The 18,467-nt window shown below is 72.0% G+C and carries 17 protein-coding genes; 7 read left to right on the plus strand and 10 right to left on the minus strand.

Annotation, left to right across the window (positions count from 1 at the left end):
• Positions 1-22: 22 nt before the first annotated feature.
• The 4 genes from HD601_RS23250 to HD601_RS23265 form a co-directional block, all read right to left on the minus strand.
• On the minus strand, positions 23-1,552 hold the full coding sequence (locus HD601_RS23250) for an aldehyde dehydrogenase family protein (RefSeq protein WP_221441234.1): 1,530 nt from the start codon (positions 1,550-1,552) through the stop codon (positions 23-25).
• Entirely contained in the window at positions 1,549-3,174 is a 1,626-nt protein-coding gene (locus tag HD601_RS23255; RefSeq protein WP_184825897.1) for an FAD-dependent oxidoreductase, read from the minus strand. The genes HD601_RS23250 and HD601_RS23255 overlap by 4 nt, the downstream gene beginning before the upstream one ends.
• Positions 3,161-3,844: an SRPBCC family protein gene (locus tag HD601_RS23260; RefSeq protein WP_184825899.1), complete on the minus strand. Its 684-nt coding sequence runs from the start codon at positions 3,842-3,844 to the stop codon at positions 3,161-3,163. The genes HD601_RS23255 and HD601_RS23260 overlap by 14 nt, the downstream gene beginning before the upstream one ends.
• 105 nt (positions 3,845-3,949) lie before the next feature.
• Positions 3,950-4,711 carry an alpha/beta fold hydrolase gene (locus HD601_RS23265; protein WP_184825901.1) on the minus strand — a complete coding sequence of 254 codons (762 nt, stop codon included), beginning with the start codon at positions 4,709-4,711 and terminating at the stop codon, positions 3,950-3,952.
• An 81-nt stretch (positions 4,712-4,792) separates the two neighbouring features.
• On the opposite strand from HD601_RS23265, the gene HD601_RS23270 reads away from it, so the two are divergent.
• The 3 genes from HD601_RS23270 to HD601_RS23280 all read left to right on the plus strand — a co-directional run bounded on the left by HD601_RS23270 (position 4,793) and on the right by HD601_RS23280 (position 6,129).
• A complete protein-coding gene (locus tag HD601_RS23270; protein WP_184825903.1) occupies positions 4,793-5,467 on the plus strand; it encodes a TetR/AcrR family transcriptional regulator in 675 nt (224 codons plus the stop codon).
• Between the two features lie 187 nt (positions 5,468-5,654).
• The gene (locus tag HD601_RS23275) at positions 5,655-5,846 is read left to right on the plus strand and encodes a hypothetical protein (protein ID WP_184825906.1); all 192 of its coding nucleotides are present in this window, start codon (positions 5,655-5,657) and stop codon (positions 5,844-5,846) included.
• Between the two features lie 70 nt (positions 5,847-5,916).
• Positions 5,917-6,129 carry a hypothetical protein gene (locus tag HD601_RS23280; protein WP_184825908.1) on the plus strand — a complete coding sequence of 71 codons (213 nt, stop codon included), beginning with the start codon at positions 5,917-5,919 and terminating at the stop codon, positions 6,127-6,129.
• Here the strand turns inward: HD601_RS23280 and HD601_RS23285 are convergent.
• Positions 6,121-6,951 carry an aldo/keto reductase gene (locus HD601_RS23285; protein WP_184825910.1) on the minus strand — a complete coding sequence of 277 codons (831 nt, stop codon included), beginning with the start codon at positions 6,949-6,951 and terminating at the stop codon, positions 6,121-6,123. The two genes, HD601_RS23280 and HD601_RS23285, sit on opposite strands and share 9 nt — an antisense overlap.
• Positions 6,948-9,611: a glycoside hydrolase family 78 protein gene (locus HD601_RS23290; protein WP_184825912.1), complete on the minus strand. Its 2,664-nt coding sequence runs from the start codon at positions 9,609-9,611 to the stop codon at positions 6,948-6,950. The genes HD601_RS23285 and HD601_RS23290 overlap by 4 nt, the downstream gene beginning before the upstream one ends.
• Before the next feature lie 129 nt (positions 9,612-9,740).
• Between HD601_RS23290 and HD601_RS23295 the strand changes: the two genes are divergently transcribed.
• Positions 9,741-11,138: an alpha-amylase family protein gene (locus HD601_RS23295; protein WP_184825914.1), complete on the plus strand. Its 1,398-nt coding sequence runs from the start codon at positions 9,741-9,743 to the stop codon at positions 11,136-11,138.
• Positions 11,139-11,151: 13 nt separating this feature from the next.
• On the opposite strand, the gene HD601_RS35975 is transcribed toward HD601_RS23295, so the two are convergent.
• Genes HD601_RS35975 through HD601_RS23310 form a run of 3 tightly spaced genes read right to left on the minus strand, consistent with a single transcriptional unit; the run spans position 11,152 to position 14,292 of the window.
• Positions 11,152-12,060 (minus strand): ABC transporter permease subunit, encoded by a 909-nt coding sequence (locus HD601_RS35975; RefSeq protein WP_184825916.1) that lies wholly within the window; start codon positions 12,058-12,060, stop codon positions 11,152-11,154.
• Positions 12,061-12,068: 8 nt separating this feature from the next.
• Positions 12,069-12,953, minus strand: a complete 885-nt coding sequence (locus HD601_RS23305) for an ABC transporter permease subunit (protein WP_184825918.1) — start codon at positions 12,951-12,953, stop codon at positions 12,069-12,071.
• Between the two features lie 16 nt (positions 12,954-12,969).
• On the minus strand, positions 12,970-14,292 hold the full coding sequence (locus tag HD601_RS23310; protein ID WP_184825920.1) for an ABC transporter substrate-binding protein: 1,323 nt from the start codon (positions 14,290-14,292) through the stop codon (positions 12,970-12,972).
• Between the two features lie 180 nt (positions 14,293-14,472).
• Between HD601_RS23310 and HD601_RS23315 the strand changes: the two genes are divergently transcribed.
• Positions 14,473-15,399, plus strand: a complete 927-nt coding sequence (locus HD601_RS23315; RefSeq protein ID WP_184825922.1) for an NAD-dependent epimerase/dehydratase family protein — start codon at positions 14,473-14,475, stop codon at positions 15,397-15,399.
• Here the strand turns inward: HD601_RS23315 and HD601_RS23320 are convergent.
• Positions 15,381-16,301, minus strand: coding sequence for an SMP-30/gluconolactonase/LRE family protein (locus HD601_RS23320; RefSeq protein WP_184825924.1), 921 nt, complete (start codon positions 16,299-16,301; stop codon positions 15,381-15,383). The two genes, HD601_RS23315 and HD601_RS23320, sit on opposite strands and share 19 nt — an antisense overlap.
• A 53-nt stretch (positions 16,302-16,354) precedes the next feature.
• Here HD601_RS23320 and HD601_RS23325 point away from each other — a divergent pair, with 53 nt between their 5' ends.
• Together HD601_RS23325 and HD601_RS23330 are read left to right on the plus strand one after the other, a co-directional pair.
• Complete coding sequence (locus tag HD601_RS23325; RefSeq protein WP_221441236.1) at positions 16,355-17,356, plus strand: substrate-binding domain-containing protein; 1,002 nt, start codon at positions 16,355-16,357, stop codon at positions 17,354-17,356.
• A 78-nt stretch (positions 17,357-17,434) separates the two neighbouring features.
• On the plus strand, positions 17,435-18,304 hold the full coding sequence (locus HD601_RS23330) for a phosphogluconate dehydrogenase C-terminal domain-containing protein (protein WP_184825928.1): 870 nt from the start codon (positions 17,435-17,437) through the stop codon (positions 18,302-18,304).
• Positions 18,305-18,467: the final 163 nt, after the last annotated feature.

An 18,467-nucleotide genomic window follows, 5' to 3' on the forward strand; every position in this document is an offset into this window, starting at 1 on the left:
CTCCTCGAGCTCGATGTGGTGCCTATCGCCGGGCGAGTGCTCCCATCACGTTCACGGACTTGACCTGCGTGAAGCTCAGCAGCTCGTCGAGGCACTCCTCGCGCCCGATGCCCGATGCCTTGACGCCGCCGTACGGCACGCCCGGGAAATGCTGCGACGACCCGTTGATCCAGACGAACCCGGCCTCGAGGTCGTGCGCGAGCCGGTGCGCGCGATTGATGTCGCTGGTCCAGACGCTCGCGGTGAGGCCGTAGTCGAGGTCGTTCGCCAGCGCGACGGCCTCCGCCTCGGTCTGGAAGGTGAACACCGTCAGGACCGGCCCGAACGCCTCCTCGCGGGCGATCCGCATGGCCGGGTCGACGGCGGACAGCACCGTCGGCGGGTAGTAGAACCCGGCCTCGGTGGGAGCCGCGGCTGACGCCGTCGTCCCCCCGCACTCGAGGACGGCGCCGGCCGCCACGGCGTCGTCGACCAGGCCGCGGACCTTCTCCTGCTGCTGCTCGGAGACCAGCGGCCCGACCTCCGTCGCCTCGTCCAGGGCGGGCCCGACCCGCAGCGCTTGAAACGCGTCAACCACCGCGGGCAGCACCTGATCGGCGATGCTCGCGTGCAGCAGCAGCCGCGACGTCGACCCGCACGACTGGCCGGTGCTGGCCTCGAGGTTCATGCCGGTGACGGCGCTGCGGGCGGCGGCCGCGAGGTCTGCATCGGGGAACACCAGCATGGCGTTCTTGCCGCCGAGCTCGAGACTGACCTGCTTGACGGCGGCAGCGGCGGCGGCGGCCTGGACGAGGCGCCCGGTCCGCTCGCTGCCGATGAACGCGAGCCGGCGGATCCGCGGGTGCGTGACGAGCGCCGCGCCGGTCTCGGGGCCCTGCCCGCTGACGACGTTGACCAGGCCCGCCGGCAGCACCTGCTGCGCCAGCTCGCCGAAGCGCAGCGCCGACAGCGGCGTCTGGTGCGCCGGCTTGATGATCAGCGCGTTCCCGGCGAGCAGCGGCGCGGCGGCCTTCCCTGCGGCGAACATCAACGGGTGGTTGAACGGCAGGATCCGCCCGACGACGCCGAACGGCTCGCGCCGGGTGTAGTGCAGGTGCTCCGCCGACGCCGGCACGACCTCGCCGGTGAGCTGCAGCGACCAGTCGGCGAACAGCCGCAGCGAGTCCGTCGCCCGCTCGACGTCGAGCAGCATCGAGCGCAGCGGGCTGCCGAGGTCGACGGCGTCCAGCGCGGCCAGCTCCAGCGCGTGCTCGTCGACCAGCGCCGCGAGGTCGCGCAGCAGCCGGGCGCGTTGCCGCGGCGCCGTCTCGGCCCACTGCTCCTGGGCGGCGGCCGCGGCCCGGTAGGCCCGCTCGACGTCGGCGGCGTCGCCGTCGGGCACGTGCGCGAGCAGCGTCCGCGTGCTCGGGTCGAACGTCGGATAGGTCCGCCCGGACGCCGCGTCGACGAGCTCGCCGCCGATGGCCAGCCGCCAGGTCCGGCCGGCGACGTACCCGGCGACCCCCTGCGCGTCGAAGGCCGCGCCGATTCCGCTCGCCGTCGTGCTCGTCACGACGCGCTCCCCGTGGACGCCAGCGCACGGGCGCTGAGGTAGCCGAAGGTCATGCCGGCGGCCAGGGTCGCGCCGGCTCCCGGGTAGCCCGGGCCGAACGCGCTGGCCGCGGCGTTGCCGCAGGCGTAGAGGCCGGGGATCGCCCCGCCGAGCGCCCGCTGCACGTTGCCGGTGGCGTCGGTGACCGGGCCGCCCTTGGTGCCGAGCGCGCCGAGGTGGATCTCGACGGCGTAGTACGGCCCGTCGCCCAGCGGGCGGACGTTGCGGTGCGGCGTCACGCGCGCGTCGCCGCGGTAGGCGTCGTAGGCGGACTCGCCGCGGTGGAAGACCGGGTCGGCGCCGGCGGCGGCGTGCTCGTTGTACTCGGCGATCTGCGCGGCCAGTCCCTGCCGGTCGATGCCGACCAGGACGGCCAGCTCGTCGAGGGTGTCCGCCGTCGGCATCCAGGCGGGGGTCGGCGCGTCCGGCGTCACCGTCGCGACGGAGTACGAGTCGCGGAAGCGCTGGTCGAAGATGAGCCAGCAGGGCTGGTGGGCATAGCGGTAGTGGCCGGGGTCGAACGTGCCCAGCGCCTTGCCGAGGTCGTTGTAGTTCATCGCCTCGTCGACGAAGCGGCGCCCGTCGCGGTCGACCATGATGCCGCCGGGCAGCGCGCGCAGGCTGCTGGTCGGCCGGTAGAGCGGCTCGCCGTCGTAGGTGTCGCCCTTGGCGTGGACGGTCGGCGTCCACCAGGCCTCGCTCATGTTGCCCAGGCGCGCGCCGGCGGCCATCGCCATGAGCAGGCCGTCGCCGGTGTTCGACGGCGGGCTGGCCGGGTGGTGCATGGGCTTGCCGAGGAACTGGTCGACGAGCTCGCGGTTCCACTCGAACCCGCCGGAGGCCAGGACGACGCCGCGGGTGGCCGCGATGGTCACGGTCTCGCCGTCGACGGTCGCGACGACGCCGGTGACCCGGCCGGTCCCGTCCTGCACGAGCTCGGTGACGGGGCTGTCCGCGTGGACGTCGACGCCGAGCTTCAGGCAGCCGTGCAGCAGGCTGCCGACCAGCGCCGCGCCCATGCCGACCATGCCCTTCGAGACGCGGTCGGCGATGAGCGCCCAGTCCCAGCGGTCGATGGTGTCCTGCCCCCACTCGTCGACCTCGAGCCGCTTCACGGGGACGCCGCTGTGCGCCGCGCGCAGCTTCGGCTTCAGGTCGCCGAGCAGCGTGGTGTCGAACAGGCCCTGCTGGATCGTGCGGCCGCCGGGCAGCGCGCCGGGCAGGCCCGGCTGGTAGTCCGGGTGCTCGTGGTTGGCCTCGAACTCGATGCCGGCGTGACCGGCGACGAGGTCCAGCATCGGGTTGACGGCGTCGAGGAACGCCGTCAGCAGCGACTCGTCGACCCGTCCGAGCGTGATCTCCTTCAAGTACACGAGGGCGTCGTCCAGGCTGTCCTTGCCGCCCTCGGCCGCGAACCACCGGTTCGCCGGCGCCCAGATCGACCCGCCCGAGACCACGCTGGTGCCGCCGAACACCGGCGCCTTCTCCAGGACCGTCACCCGCAGTCCCTCGGCGGCGGCGACCAGGGCGGCGGTCAGGCCGGACGCCCCGGACCCCACGACGACGACATCAGTGGTCTGCATACGTGCCTCCCAGCGCGTGACGGATCCGGGCGCAGATGTCGTCCGCGGCCGGCTGGAGCAGCGGGGCCATGAGCATCTCGACCATCGGGGCCATCGGCCCGCCCGGGCTGACGTGCAGCGTGAACGTGAGCCGGCTGCCCTCACCGGTCGGCGGCGTGGTCGCGGCCGGTGCGGCCGGTGCGGCCGGTGCGGCCGGTGCGGCCGGTGCGGCCGGTGCGGGCGGTGCGCTCGCCGGCGGTGTCGGACGCTTGCGGCCGATCAGTCGCGAGACGACGCGGAACCAGAACCGCTGCCAGCGGGACGGCCGGGTCACGACGGGGTCAGCTGCGGCCGGCGCGGTGCTCGCGTCCCCCGGAGCCATGCCGGCGCCGTCGTCGGCCAAGGGCTCGACACGGAACGAGCCGGTGCCGGTGAGCCGCTCGGTGAGCCCGGTGAGCTCGAACCGGGAGATCTCGCCGTCGACCTGCTCGACCCGGTCGACCTGGATCTCGACCGCGCGCGACAGGATGCCGACGTCGCCGCGCAGCGTCCAGATCGTCCGCGTCTCGTCGACGACCTTCAGCTCCTGGAAGCCGATGACGTACTCGGCCCAGTTCTCGTACGTCGTCATGTAGGCCCAGAGCCGTTCGGCGTCCACGCCGAGGTCGACCGACTGCTCGCCGCCGATCACGAGCGCTGCCCTGCGCGTCCGAGGCTGTCCACCATGCGTCGAGCGTAGGGAGCGGCGCGGGCCCGATCCGGCGTGCTCGCGGGCTGTTCTGCTGTCCAGAAGGTGTCAGCGGAACCAGTCGCCGAGCAGGGCGGCCAGGGCCTCGTCGTCGACGCCGTGCCAGTCGCCGGGGACCTCGCGGTGCTCGGCCGCGGGCAGCCGCGAGGCGACGTCGCGAGCGGCGCCGCGCAGGTAGTCGTCGCTGCCGTCGCTGTTGAGCACCAGCGTCGGCGCCTTCACCGAGCCGAGCAGGTCCGACGTCATCGAGGCCGTGACCGCGACGTCGTAGAGGAAGGTGTGCGCCATGGCCTCGAGGCCGGGCCAGGCCGGGTGCTCGCGCAGCTGGGCGATGAACTCGTCGGGCACGCCGACGCCGCGGTTGAAGAACTCGACGGCGGCGCCCCGCTCGCCGCGTTCGATCAGGCGGCGCAGCTCGGCGGTGAACTCCACGTCGTCCGGCTCGTCGACCTGGAACGGCGGCTCGAGCAGCGCGACCCGTGGAACCGGCAGCCCGGCGGCCGCCGCGCGCAGTGCCACCGCGCAGCCGGAGCTGAACCCGTAGACGTACGCGTCGCCGCCGGCCAGCTCGACGACCGCCGCCAGGTCCTCGACCTCGCGCTCGGGCGCGTAGTCCGGGGCGTCGCCGCTGTCGCCGCGGCCGCGCCGGTCGTAGGTGTGGACGGTGAACCGGCGGGCCAGGGCCGGCACCGCGCCGGCCATGGGCCGCAGCCCGTGGAACGCGCCCGCGGGGTCGACCATGACCAGGGCCGGCCCGTCGCCGCTGCGGCGGACGGCGATCGGTGTGCCGTCGGGGGATCGTGCCTGCATGTCGACCACTCATCCTTCACTCGGCTTTGATACTGAACTGTTCAGTACTCTAGTGATGTCGAGTACTGTACAGTTCAGTTCATGGAGCCGACAAGGGGTCGCGGCACCCCGAAGGAGCCGCTCATCCTCGACGCCGCGCGGACGGTGTTCCTGCGCCGCGGCTTCGGCCCCGCGGGCGTCGACGAGATCGCCGCCCTCGCCGCCATCTCGAAGGTGACGCTCTACAAGTACTTCCCCAGCAAGGAGCAACTGTTCGCCGCGGTCATCCGGCGCGACATCGAGGCAGCCGAGCGCCGCTCCGAGGTCCACCTCGACGCGCTCACGTCGGACCTGCCCGGCGACCTGCGGGCGTTCGCGCGCGAGTTCGTCACCACCGTCACCGGCTCGGACCTGCTGCGCATGCGCCGGCTGGTCGCCACCGAGGCGGAGCGGTTCCCCGACCTCGCCCGCACCTGGGACGAGCGCAGCCGGCTGCGCGGGCTCCGGACGCTGCGCCAGCTCTTCGGCGCGCTCGCCGGGCGCGGACTGCTCGCCGGCGACATGGACGTCGCGGCCGAGCAGTTCCTCTGGCTGCTGCTCGGCGCGCCGTTCAACGAGTCGCTGTTCACCCCGGCGGGCACGCCCACCCCGCGCGACCTGACGGCGCACGCCGACGCCGCCGTCGCGACCTTCCTGGCCGCCTTCGCCCCGCCGCCCACCCGGCCGACCTCTACGCCGACCTCTCCGCCGGCCACCCCACCCGCCCCACCCCGTTGATCATGGAGAAGGTCGGCTGCCGAGCGACCGGAAAGCCGACCTTCTCCATGATCGACAGTGGTCGAGGGTGTGATCGGCGGCGTCCGAATCTGACCAGTTTTCGGGGCAATGTGACCATTTCGATGGCGCGGGGACGAACCGCTCACATACGGTCGAATCGACGCACTCCGTTGACGATGGGACGACGATGTCCGACCGCCACGCGCTGGCGCCTCTGCGCCGCTGGCTGCTCCAGTCCGGGACCCCGGCGAAGCTCGCCGTGCTGCTCGTCGTGGCCGTCCTCATGATCGCCGGCTCGGTCCTCATGCTGAGCACCCTCCAGGACGGCGGCAGCGCGGACCTCATCGAGATCGAGAGTCCCGCCGCCACCGACCGCTGACGGTTGCCGCACCTCCTGCTGGGTACTCGACGAGTAGCCCGGCGGCCTACCCCGCCGGCAGGAGGGCACCATGACCGGCCGAAGCGATCACCAGGGCGGCGGCTACGAGGACCCGGCCCAGCAACCGCGCGACCGCGCGTCCGATGACCGGCCCAGCGCGTTCGAGCAGCCCGAGGAGCGTCAGGGCCGCTGGCCCGGCAGCACCGTGCTCCTCGCCGTCATCGTGGTGCTGTTCCTCGGCCTGCTCCTGCTCGGCCTCATCGGCTGGCTGGCGTCACGGTAGTTCCAGCGCGGCGGCCTCGACGCCGATCCGCGCCGCACTCCCCTCGTCCAGCACGACGTCGCCGGCCGCGGCCGAGTCGGCCGCCGTCACCGTCCGCCGCGCCCCGCTGATCACCGTCAGCGCCGAACTCTGCGCCAGCAGCCAGGCCAGCACCAGCCGCTGGAACGAGACGTCCAGCTCCGCCGCCAGCGCGACGGTGTCCGGCATGAGCGACGGCAGCCGGCCGCGGTCCTTCTTCCCACCGAGCGGCGAGTACGCGTAGAACCGCAGCCCCGCCGACTCGGCGGCCGCCAGCACACCGCGCTCGCCCGACTGGTACGGCGAGAACTTGTTCTGCACGACGGCGATCGGCGTGACGGCGAGCGCCTGCGCCAGCTGCTCGGCCGACACGTTGCAGACCCCGACGTCGACGATCTTGCCCTCGGTGCGCAGCTCGTGCAGTGCGCCGACGCTCTCGGCGAGCGGCACGTCCGGGTCGGGCTTGTGCAGGTAGTACAGCGGCAGCGCGTCGACGCCCAGGGCGGTGAGGCTGTTCTCGCAGTCGCGGCGCAGCGCCGACGGGCTGCCGTCGACGCCCCAGGTCTCGCGGTCGACGCGGAAGTGGCCGCCCTTCGTGCCGATGACGGCGTCGTCGCGGCCGGCGAGCGCCCGGCGGAACAGCGTCTCGTTGTGCAGCGGGTCGTCGACGGTCGCGTAGGCGCGGGCGGAGTCGAACTGCCGCACGCCGTGGTCGTACGCCGTGCGGATCGTGTCGATGGCGGCGGCCTCGTCCTGCGTCTCCCCGATGGAGAACCCGGACCCGCCCAGCGCGACCCTGCTCATACCGCCACCTCCGAGAGAACCGACCGATGCTCGTGCCGGCCGGCGACGAGCTCCACGCTGATCCCGTCGGGCAGCTCGAGAACACCGGTGGTGCCGACCGGCAGCTCCGTCTCGACGACCAGAGCGCCGTCGTCGATGCGCCACTCGATCGACACCTCGCCGTACGGCGAGCGGTGCCGGGCCCGCGCCCAGGTCAGCCCGCCGCCCGGCCGCGGCCGGAACCGCACCCGCCGGTAGCCTGGCGCGGCCGGAGCCAGGCCGGCCACCACGCGGTGCAGCCAGTCGGCCACCGCGCCGAGCGCGTAATGGTTGAACGACGTCATCGTCCCGGGGTTGACGGTGCCGTCGGGCATGAGGCTGTCCCAGCGCTCCCACACCGTGGTCGCCCCCTGGGTCACCGGGTACAGCCAGGACGGGCACTCCCGCTCCAGCAGCAGGTCGTAGGCCGTGGCCAGCTCGCCGGCGTCCGTCAGCGCGTCGCTGACCAGCGGCGTCCCGACGAACCCGGTCGCGATCCGGTTGCCGTCGGCGCGGACCAGCTCGCCCAGCCGGCGCCCGGCCGCCGCCCGCAGCTCGTCCGGGATCAGCTCGAACCGCAGCCCCAGCGCGTACGCCGTCTGCGCGTCGCTGGTCATCCGGCCGTCGGGCAGGACGTAGGCCGCGGCGAACGCGTCACGGACGGCGTCGGCCAGTGCGGTGTAGTGGTCGCGTTCCTTGACACGTTCCAAGACGTCGGCGAGCCAGGCCACCCGGCGTGCCGAGGCCGCGAAGTACGCCGTCGCCACCAGGTACCGGTCGGTGCGCGCGCCGGCCGGGTCGTCCGGCGGCGCGGCCGGGTCGAGCCAGTCGCCGAGCTGGAACCCTTCGTTCCACAGGTGGTCCGGCCCGGCCAGGTCGTCCACACAGTCGACCCAGCGGCGGGCGCTCTCGAACTGGTCCGCGACGACGCCCGCGTCGCCGTAGCGCTCGTACAGCGTCCACGGCAGGAATGTCGCGACGTCGCCCCACGCGGCGCCCGGCCGGATCGGCGTCCACCGCTGCTTCGACGGGATGACCGGGACGTACCACGGCACCGTCCCATCGGGCAGCTGCTCGCGCTCGACGTCGCCCAGCCAGCCGGCCAGCAGGCCGGACACGTCGTAGAGGAAGCTCGCCGTCGGCCCGAACACCTGGATGTCGCCGGTCCAGCCGACCCGCTCGTCGCGCTGCGGGCAGTCGGTCGGGATGTCGACGACGTTGCCGCGCATGCTCCACACGACGTTCTCGTGCAGCCGGTTCACCAGCGGGTCGGAGCACTCGAACCAGCCGGTCCGCTCGAGGTCGGAGTGGTAGACGCGGGCGACGAGGTCACCGGCGGCAGCCGCGGCGTCGAGGTCGCCCGGCCAGCCGGTGACCTCGGCGTACCGGAAGCCGTGGAACGTGAACCGCGGCTCCCACTCCTCGCCGTCCGGGCGGCCGGCCAGCGTGTAACTGTCGGCCGAGCGCGCGTCGCGGAGCGGGCGGGTGTAGAGCTCGCCGTCCTGCAGGACCTCGGCGGTGCGCAGCGTGACGGTGCTGCCGGCGGGTCCGGTGACGCGGAGGCGGACCCGGCCGACCAGGTTCTGCCCGAAGTCGAGGACGCGGCCGCCACTGGGGGTCGTGAGGACGGCGGCGGGGCGGACCTCTTCGGTGCACCGCACCGGCGGACCGGTGGGCGCCCGCAGCGTCGCGGGGTCGCGCTCCCGGACGGCGACCGGCGTCCAGACCGCGTCGTCGAAGCCGGGTTCGGACCAGCCCGCGTGCTCCGCCCGGGCGTCGTAGTCCTCGCCGTCGTAGTTGCCGGTGCGCAGGATCGGGCTCGGCGCCGCCCGCCACGACCCGTCCGTCGCGACCGTCTCGACCCGGCCGTCGGCGTAGGTCAGCTCCAGCTGCGCGAGGAACGAGAGGTCGCTGCCGTAGAGGTTGCGGAACCCGCCGTTCCAGCCGAGCCGGCCCCGGTACCACCCGTCGCCGAGCCAGGCGCCGACGGCGTTCGCGCCCGGCCGCACCAGCTCCGTCACGTCGTAGGTGTAGTAGCGCAGGTGCTGCCCGTAGACGGTCCAGCCGGGCGACATCGTGTCGTCGCCGACGCGGCGGCCGTTGATCTCCGCCTCGTACAGCCCATGCGCCGTCGCGTAGAGCCGCGCCGCGACGACGGTGCCGGCGACGGTGAACTCGCGCCGCACCAGCGACGGCCGCCGGTCGTCGCTGTCCGGGTCCTCGTCCCAGGCCGCGCCCACCGGGACCGCCGTCCAGTCGCCCGGCTCGAGTAGTCCTGCCTCCAGCGCGGCCGGCTCGCTCCACCCGCTCGTCGTACCGTCCTCGCCGTGCAGCCGGACCCGGACCGTCGCCCGCTCCCGCGACGCCAGCGGCTCGCCCGGCCAGGGCACCAGCACCTGGTCGGACGAGGAGACGGTGACGACCTCGGTCCGCACCCGGCCGCCTGCGCCCGACGGCCCGCCGCCCGACGACCCGCCGCCCGCCGGCACTCCGGTGGTCGCCCGGGTGAGCTCGAGGTCGTAGCCGGCCTGCCGCCACGGCCCGTTCGCGGTCACCGTCCACGAGAGTCTCGGCCGGATCTCGCCGATGCCCAGGGGCTCTCGATGGTGCTCCACTCGCGGAGCGGACGGCGTGGCTGTCATCGGCACCTCCATGGGACAAAACGTTTCAATGCCGAAGCGTAGCCCATCGCTGTACCGCTGGTGAACGCCGATTGACACGTTCCAATCAAGCACCATAGCGTGAGGCTCCGACCCGTCCAAGGAGGCCAGGTGTCCACGTTCGTGGGAGTGCAGATCGGGGCGATCTCGTTCGTCGACGAAGGGGTCGGCGACGTGCTCGACGTCCTGCGCGACAAGGCCGGCGCGAACGCCGTCGTCGTCGCGAGCCAGTCGTTCGACCGAGGCGTGCAGGGCCGGCAGATCGGCTACCGGCCATGGCCGGGTCACGGCCCGCGCGAGCTCGACGACGAACACTTCGGCGGCTCCTACGTCCGGCAGCACCCCGAGTACTACGGCGACACCGTCCTCGGCCCGTACCGCGCACCCGACCCCGTCACCGCCGGCTTCGACGCGCTCGGCGACGTCATCCCGGCCGCGCACGAGCGGGACATGCGGGTGTACGCGTTCATCCTCGAGAACACCCACTCCGGGCTCACCAAGCACGTGCCGAACTGGCCCAAGGTGCTGCAGCAGGACGCGTGGGGCCGCGCCGACATGTACGCCTGCCTGCGCAACCCGGACTACCAGAACTGGTGGCTGTCGATCGTCGAGGACCACGTCAAGAGCTACCCGCTCGACGGCGTCATGTGGGGCTCCGAGCGCAACGGCCCGCTGGACAACCTGCTCTCCGACGGCGGCTTCGCGCGCAACGGCAACCCGTACTGCTTCTGCGCGCACTGCGAGGCCGCGGCCGAGCGCGCCGGCATCGACGCTCGCCGGGCCCGCGAGGGCTACCTCGAGCTGTACCGGCTGGTCACCGGCGCCGCCGACGCGGGGGCGACCGACACCCGGTTCGTCCGGTTCCTGCGGCTGCTCATGCGCTACCCCGAGATCGTCGCGTGGGACCAGCTGTGGCACGAGGGCTATGAAGCGTTTCAGGCCCGGCTGTACGGCGCGGTCAAGTTCCTCGCTCCCGACGTCCAGGTCGGCTGGCACGTGTGGCACCACAACTCGTTCTCGCCGGTCTACCGCTCCCAGGTCGACTTCGGCCGCATGGCGACCTACAGCGACTTCGTGAAGCCGGTCCTCTACAACAACTGCGCGGGCTACCGGCTGCACCACTACGTCAGCACGGTGACGGCGCGGCTGTTCGAGGGCGTCTCCGAGCAGACGGTGTACGACCTCGTCCGCGGTGTGCTCGGCTACGACGAGGCGATGCCGTTCGAGGAGCTGCCGGCCCGCGGCCTGTCGCCCGACTACGTGGCCAGGGAGACCCGGCGCACGGTCGCGGCGGTCGGCGATCAGGCCGTCGTCTACCCCGGCCTCGACGTCAACGTCCCGACACCCGAGCACGTCAAGCAGACGACGCCCGACGAGATCCGCCGCTCGCTCGGCGCCGCCCTCGACGGCGGGGCGCAGGGCGTCATCCTGTCGCGCAAGTACTCCGAGATGACGCACGAGAACCTCGCCGCCGTCGGCGCCGAACTGACCGCCCGCGGGCTGCGTTGACCCCGTCGCCGCGTCAGCCCTTGAGCGCTCCCCCGGCCAGCCCGCGCATGATCCGCTGGTTGAGGAACAGATAGAGCACCAGGGTGCCGAAGACGTTGACGCAGATGCCGGCGAACAACGGGCCGTACTCGATGGAACCGAACTCGCCGCGGAAGTTCAGCAGCCCCACTTGAATCGTCGCGAGCTCCGGGTTGGTCGTGAACGTCAGCGCGACCAGCAGGTCGTTCCAGATCGAGAAGAACTCGATCAGCGCGATCGTGAAGATCGCGTTCTTCATCAGCGGCAGGCCGATGGAGAAGAACGACCGCAGCATCCCGGCACCGTCGATGGCCGCTGCCTCGAACAGCTCGCGCGGGACGGCCCGCAGGTACGCCGCCATCATGAACACCGTCAGCGGCAGGCCGAGGGCGATGTAGGTGATGATCAGCGGTGCGTACGTCTCGGTGAGGCCGAGCCGGAAGTACGCGACGAACAAGGGCACGATGATCATCTGCCCGGGCACCATGATGCCGCCGACGAACACCAGCAGCGTGAGGTGCCGGCCCTTCCAGACCATCACCTCGAGCGCGTAGCCGGCGGCCGAGCCGAGCAGCAGGATCACGAGCAGCGACGGCACGGTGACGATCACGGTGTTGAGCAGGTTCCGCCCGATCTGGCCGGTGGTCAGCGCCTCGACGTAGTTGTCGAGGTTCAGCGACGACGGCAGCGACCAGGCGGGCTCGCCGAGGAACTCCGTCTGCGTCTTGAACGAGCTGGTCAGCAGCCAGAAGATCGGGTAGATCTCGATGACGAGGATGACGGCGATGGCGATCCACACCGGCAGCCGGCGCAGCACCGGCCGGCGGCGCCGACCGCCGGGCGAGCCGGTCGCCGTCCGGTCCGGAGGGGCCGGACGGGGCGGATCGAGAGTGGCGACGGACACGGCGCCCCCTATCCCTGGGTGATGTCGCGGCGCGACGAGTTGAAGATCACGATCGTGACCAGGAAGCACATCAGCGTCAGCACCGTCGCCAGCGTCGCGCCGTAGCCGTACTCGCTGTACGAGAACGCCGTCCGGAACATGTGAAGCGTCAGTGGTGTCGTGTCAGTGCCGGGGCCGCCGTTGGTCAGCGCGACCACCGAGTCGAAGATCTTCAGCGTCGCGTTGAAGCTGAAGATCACCGTCGACAGCAGCACCGGCAGCGACAGAGGGACGACGATGTGCCGCACCAGCCGCAGGCCGTTGGCACCGTCGAGCCGGGCCGACTCGAGCAGCTCCTCCGGGATGTCCATCAGCCCGGCGTAGAGCAGGACGGCGTAGAACCCCATCGTCCGCCAGAGCTCCATGATCACGAGCACGACGACCGACCCCGTCCCGGTCGCGAACCAGTCGACGGGTTCGGCTCCCGCCGCCTCGAGCGCGGTGTCGACGACCCCGTACTCCGGCGCGAACTGGAAGAACCGCGTGAAGAGCAACCCGACGGCCACGGTCGGCAGCACGATCGGGAAGAACACGATGGTCCGGATCAGCGCCGACGACCGCCGCAGCGAGAACGTGTACAGGATCGCCAGCCCGTAGCCGAGGATCACCTGGCCGATCGTCAGCAGGATCGCGATCCGTACCGTGAACCAGGTCGCGTCGAGCGCCACCGGGTCCTCGATGAAGCGCTTCACGTTGTCGAGGCCGGTGAACTGGAACCCGCGCACCAGGTTGCCGTCGAAGAACGACAGCCCGCCGGTCCAGAAGACTGGCACGAGCTTGACCGCCGTGTAGACGAGGAGCGCGGGCCCCAGCAGGATGACGATCGTCTTGCGATCGTCGAAGACGCTTCTCACCGCCAGTCCGCCCGACTCATCCTGCAGCGTCGAGCGACTCCTGCACGCTCGCCATGTAGTCGGCGGGGCTGAGATCGCCGGTGATGAGCTGTGCCACGCCGAACTTGGCGACGTCGCGCGACTTCTCGTCGAACAGTGCCTCGAACCAGAGCACGCCGTCGGTCGCCGACTCCATCAGCGTCTGCACGTCCTGCGTCAGCGGCGGGACGTCCGCGACCGGCTCCGACACGACGAACCCGGAGATCCCGCCCTGGTCGGCCAGCAGCGCCGACCCGTAGTTCGCGGTGATGCAGGTCAGCCACGCGCCGACCTCGTCGTCGTAGAGCTTGGCCGACATCGCCATCGGGGTCCCGGCGTTGGCGGGGAACTGCTCGATGCTTCCGGCGCCGCCCTCGACCTCGGGGAACGACATCAAGCCGACGTTCTCGGACCCGATGGGCGTCTGGGCGGGGTCGTTGAAGTTCGACAGCAGCGACGTCAGCCCGTACATCATCGCGACCTCGCCGGTGGCGAACTGGTTGCGCGAGGTGTCGTAGTCGATCGAGCCCACGCCCTCACCGAAGAAGCCGGCCGCACCCATGTCGGCGATCGCCTGGGCCGCTGCGACGTACTCGGGGTCGGTGAGCTTCGCCTCGCCGTCGCGGACCTTCTCCATGGCGTCCGGGCCGACGTCACGGAAGAGGTAGGTGCTGATCCAGCGGGTGGCCGGCCAGCCGGTGGCGCCGGCCACGGAGAACGGCTGGATGCCGGCGTCCTGGAGCTGCTGCGAGACGGCGAGCAGGTCGCCGAACGTCGTGGGCACCTCGATGCCCTGCTCGGCGAAGATCTGCTTGTTGTAGAAGATGCCCTCGATGTTGAACTGGAACGGCAGCGTCGCGAGCCGGCCGTCGTAGGCCTTCTTGATCGCCGACACGGCGGACGGCAGCAGGTCGTCCATGATGCCGAGCTCGGTCAGCACCTCTTCGTAGTCGACGACAAGCCCGCCCTCGACGAGGTCGCCGTCGGGCCGCACGCTCTCCGACGACGCCGGGAACAGGACGGGGAGCGCGTCCTGGCTCGCCAGCAGCGACGCCCGGGTCGTGACGTCGGCCTGCGGGACGGTGCTGTTGGCCAGCGGCAGCGCCTCGTTCTCGGCCGCGCACTGGTCGGCCGCCATCACGTCGAGCGCGTCGCGGGTGTACGGCGCCTCGACGGCGCTGAGCACGGAGAACTCGCTCGCGCCACCGGCCGCATCGGCATCGCCCGAACCGTCGCCGTCGCCTCCGGCCGGGCCGCAGGCCGCCGCCGCGAGCAGACCGGCGGCCGTCAGACCCGCGGCGGCCAGGCGCCCGCGGGACATGGATCGTGGATAGCGCCTGACGAGACTCACGTTTCCTCCTTGAAAGCGAGCGACCGGGCTTGAATCGAATCAAGAACGTAGGGAGTCCAGGTGAAACGTGTCAATAGCCTGGACGGCTGCCGTCGCTGATACGGGCGTCGAATGTTGACACGATTCAAGGTCTGGACCAGGATGTGGCCGGTGCGGATCGCGGTCACCGGCAGCTCGGGCAGGCTCGGGACGGCCACGCTGGAACGGTTGCGGGCCGGCGGGCACGACGTCGTCGGGTTCGACCTCGCGGGCCCGGCCGGGCCGGGGTTCGCCCGGGTCGACCTGGCCGACTACGGCCAGACCCTCGACGCGCTGCTCGGCGTGACGGCGCGGCACGACGGCGTCGACGCACTGGTGCACCTGGCGGCCATCCCGGTGAACGGGCTGGTCCCCGACGTCACCACGTTCCACGCCAACCTGACGGCGTCGTTCAACACGCTGTTCGCGGCGCTCCGGGCCGGCGTGCGCACCGTCGTCTACGCATCGAGCATCACGGCCATGGGCTTCCCGTTCGCCGAGCCGCCGCCGTATCTCCCCCTCGACGAGGAACACACCGCCGCGAACAACACGTACGGCCTGGTCAAGGTGCTCGAGGAGACGATGACCGGCCAGCTGGTGCGGTGGCACCCGGAGCTGTCGATGACAGCGCTGCGGTTCACCAACATCGTCACCCCGGACGGCTACGACACGTTCGCCCGGGCCGGCGACCCGGAGTACCGGCGCGACCTGCTCGGCTCGTACGTCGACGTGCGCGACGCGGCGACGGCAGTGGCGCTGGCGCTCGACGCGGCCCGGCCGGGGCTGGAGGTGTACGCCGTCGCGGCGGCCGACACCGGGCTGAGCATCCCGTCGGCCGATCTGGCCCGCCGCTGGTTTCCGAACGTTTCAGTCAGGCGGGAGCTGGGCGAGTTCGAGACGCTGATCTCGATCGACCGGGCCCACGACCGGCTCGGCTACCGGCCCGAGCACGACTGGCGCACCGAGTACGCCCGGCCGCGCCCGGACCGCCCGGACCGCCCGGACCGCCCGGACCGGCCGGACCGCCCGGACCGGCCGGATCAGGCGGTGCCGCGGTGATGCGTCGCCGACCGGGTCGTGGTGCGGATCCGGTACAGGCTGGTGCTCGCCGTCACGAACAGCTCCGTGCCGTCGGCGCCGCCGAAGCAGACGTTCGAGACCTTCTCCGGCACCGGCACGTGGGCGACCCGGACGCCGTCGGGCGTGAAGACCTGCACGGAGTCCGCGCTGGACGACCAGATGCGACCCTCCTCGTCGACGCGGAAGCCGTCGGACGCGCCCGGGCGCACCGTCGCGAACACCCGCCCGTTCCCGCACCGGCCGCCGGCCACGTCGTAGGCGCGGATCGACCGCGGCGCGTCGTCGCCGCCGTCCAGGTAGCCGGTGTCGGCGACGTACAGCACCGACTCGTCGGGCGAGAAGGCCAGTCCGTTGGGGTGCACCATGTCGGTGACGACGGCGCTCAGCTCGCCGCTCGCCTCGTCGTAGCGGAACACGAAGCAGCCGCCGTACTCCTGCTCCCCCGGGTGGCCCTCGCGGCCGCTCTCGTGGATGCCGTACGGCGGGTCGGTGAACCAGATCGAGCCGTCGCCGGCCACGACCACGTCGTTGGGCGAGTTGAAACGTCGTCCCTCGAAGCTGTCGACGATCGGGGTGACCATGCCGCCGACGTCGCGCTCCACCCGGCGCCGCCCGTGCGAGCACTGGACGACGTGGCCGTCGAGGTCGAGGACGCGGCCGTTGGTGTACTCGACGCCGGTGCCGTAGACCGTCGTCTCGCCGGTCGCCGCGTCCCACTCGAGGATGCGATCATTCGGGATGTCGCTCCAGCGCAAGCGCTGCGTCCGGGGCAGCCAGACCGGCCCCTCGGCCCAGACCGTCCCGGTGAACAGACGTTCCAGCGCCGCCCCGGCGGCCAGTGGGCTCGTCACGCGATCAGGATGCCAGAGCCGGCCGGCCATCGGACGCACCGGCGGCTCGAATGACCGTCGACGGCGGCAGAGGAGGAACACAGGTGCGCAAGATCGGCATTCGAGACGTGGCGCTGCTCGCCGACGTCTCCAACGGCACCGTCTCGCACTACCTGAACCACCCCGACCGCGTGTCGGCCGAGAAGGCCGAGCGCATCCAGCGCGCCATCGACACGCTCGGGTTCGTGCCGAACAGCGCCGGCCGGCAGCTGCGGCTGGGGCGCAGCAACGCCATCGCCTATCTCGCCCCCGACGTCAGCAACCCGTTCTTCTCCAGCATCGCCGAGGGCGTCGAGAAGCGCGCCGCCGAGTCCGGGTTGTCGGTGTTCATCGCGAACACCCACGCCGACCGCGCACGCGAGGACGCCTACCTGCAGATGTTCGAGCAGCACCGGGTGCGCGGCATGCTCATCGCGTCGTACGAGCCCATCGAGGATCGGCTGGCCCAGGTCCGCTCGCGCGGGACGCCCGCGGTGCTGTTCGGGCGCCCGGTCGAGGGCACCGACCTGCCCTACGTCGCCGTCGATGAGGTGCTGGGCGGACGGCTGGCCGCGCAGCACCTGATCGACCTCGGCCGGCAGCGGCTGGCGTTCATCGGCGGGCCGCTCGGCATCAAGCAGGTCGGCGACCGCTTGCAGGGCGCCAGTGACGCCGTGCGCGAGAGCGGGTCGGCGACGCTCGAGGTCCTCAACATCCCCGACCGGACCATCGCCGGGGGCAAGGCCGTCGCGCGCGAACTGCTCGCGCGACCCGTGCCGCTCCGCCCCGACGGCATCTTCGCGGTCAACGACCTGCTGGCCATCGGCATCCTGCAGACGCTGATCCGCGGCGGTGTGCGGGTGCCCGACGACGTCGCCCTCATCGGCTACGACGACATCGAGTTCGCGGCCTCGTCGATCATCCCGATCAGCTCGATCCGCTCGCCGCACGAGGTCTTCGGCATCGCGGCGGTCGACCTGCTGCTCGGCGTCATCGCGGGCGACGCCGAGGACATCGAGGTGGTCTACGAGCCCGAGCTCGTGGTGCGCGACAGCACCGCCCCCTGATCCGGCCCCGCGTGCGAACGGCTCCGGCCGTTCCGCGGCTCGGATTGACACGTTCCAATACCCCTTCAGGAGCAGCACATGAGCGAGAACCTCACCATCGCGGTCATCGGCGCCGGCGGCAAGATGGGCATGCGAGTGTCCGACAACCTGCAGCGCACGCCGCACACCGTCCGCTACGCGGAGACGTCGCCGGCCGGCATCGAGCGGGTGACGGCGGCCGGGCGGACCGTGACGGCGACGGACGAGGCGGTGACCGGCGCCGACGTGGTGATCCTGGCGGTGCCGGACCTCGCGCTCGCTGCCGTGTCCGGCGCCGTCGTGCCGCGGCTGGAGCCCGGCGCGATCGTGCTGACGCTCGACCCGGCCGCTGTGTACGCCGGCCTGCTCGCCCGCCGCGACGACGTCGTCCAGGCGGTCGCGCACCCCTGCCACCCGTCGGTCTTCCTCGAACGGCACACCCCCGAGGAGTACGCCGACACCTTCGGCGGGATCGCGGCGCCGCAGGACGTGGTGGCGGCCATCGACGTGCCCGGCGCCTCGACCGACGGTGACGGCGCGCGCGAGCGGGCCGAGACGGTGATCCGGGCCATGTACGCGCCGGTGCTGGACGTGCACTGGGTGACTGTCAAGCAGCTCGCCCAGCTGGAGCCGACCCTGGTCGAGACGATCGCCTGCATGATCGGCGCACTGCTGAAGGAGGCGCTCGACGAGGCGGTGTCGACCATGGGCGTCCCCGAGCCGGCCGCCCGGGCGATGCTGCTCGGCCACACCCAGGTCGCGCTGGCGAACTCGCTGCGCGGGTCGAACCCGTTCTCCGACGCCTGCCTGATCGCCATGGACTACGGTCGCGAGTCGATCGTCCGCGATGACTGGAAGAAGATCTTCCGCGACGACGAGCTCGACCGCGTGCTGGCCCGGATGCTGCACCTGGAGCGGATCGAGCGCTGACGCCCGCGACACCGGCGCCGGGCCGAGATGTAGAACGTTTCATCGATCTCGGGCACGCCGGCCCCGGCCACCCCGCAGAACACCCGCCGGGGACGACCATGCTGGTGAAGGCACTCTCGACCGCCTCACCGGGCATGCCTTGACACAGCTTCGACCCCACACT

The sequence above is a fragment of the Jiangella mangrovi genome, assembly GCF_014204975.1.
Lineage (GTDB): Bacteria > Actinomycetota > Actinomycetes > Jiangellales > Jiangellaceae > Jiangella > Jiangella mangrovi.

Bases quoted from the DNA above. Each gene is read 5' to 3' on its own strand.
- HD601_RS23255 (WP_184825897.1), bottom strand. From the start codon at position 3,174: ATGCAGACCACTGATGTCGTCGTCGTGGGGTCCGGGGCGTCCGGCCTG.
- HD601_RS23265 (WP_184825901.1), bottom strand. From the start codon at position 4,711: ATGCAGGCACGATCCCCCGACGGCACACCGATCGCCGTCCGCCGCAGC.
- HD601_RS23270 (WP_184825903.1), top strand. From the start codon at position 4,793: ATGGAGCCGACAAGGGGTCGCGGCACCCCGAAGGAGCCGCTCATCCTC.
- HD601_RS23275 (WP_184825906.1), top strand. From the start codon at position 5,655: ATGTCCGACCGCCACGCGCTGGCGCCTCTGCGCCGCTGGCTGCTCCAG.
- HD601_RS23280 (WP_184825908.1), top strand. From the start codon at position 5,917: ATGACCGGCCGAAGCGATCACCAGGGCGGCGGCTACGAGGACCCGGCC.
- HD601_RS23285 (WP_184825910.1), bottom strand. From the start codon at position 6,951: ATGAGCAGGGTCGCGCTGGGCGGGTCCGGGTTCTCCATCGGGGAGACG.
- HD601_RS23290 (WP_184825912.1), bottom strand. From the start codon at position 9,611: ATGACAGCCACGCCGTCCGCTCCGCGAGTGGAGCACCATCGAGAGCCC.
- HD601_RS23310 (WP_184825920.1), bottom strand. From the start codon at position 14,292: ATGTCCCGCGGGCGCCTGGCCGCCGCGGGTCTGACGGCCGCCGGTCTG.
- HD601_RS23320 (WP_184825924.1), bottom strand. From the start codon at position 16,301: ATGGCCGGCCGGCTCTGGCATCCTGATCGCGTGACGAGCCCACTGGCC.
- HD601_RS23330 (WP_184825928.1), top strand. From the start codon at position 17,435: ATGAGCGAGAACCTCACCATCGCGGTCATCGGCGCCGGCGGCAAGATG.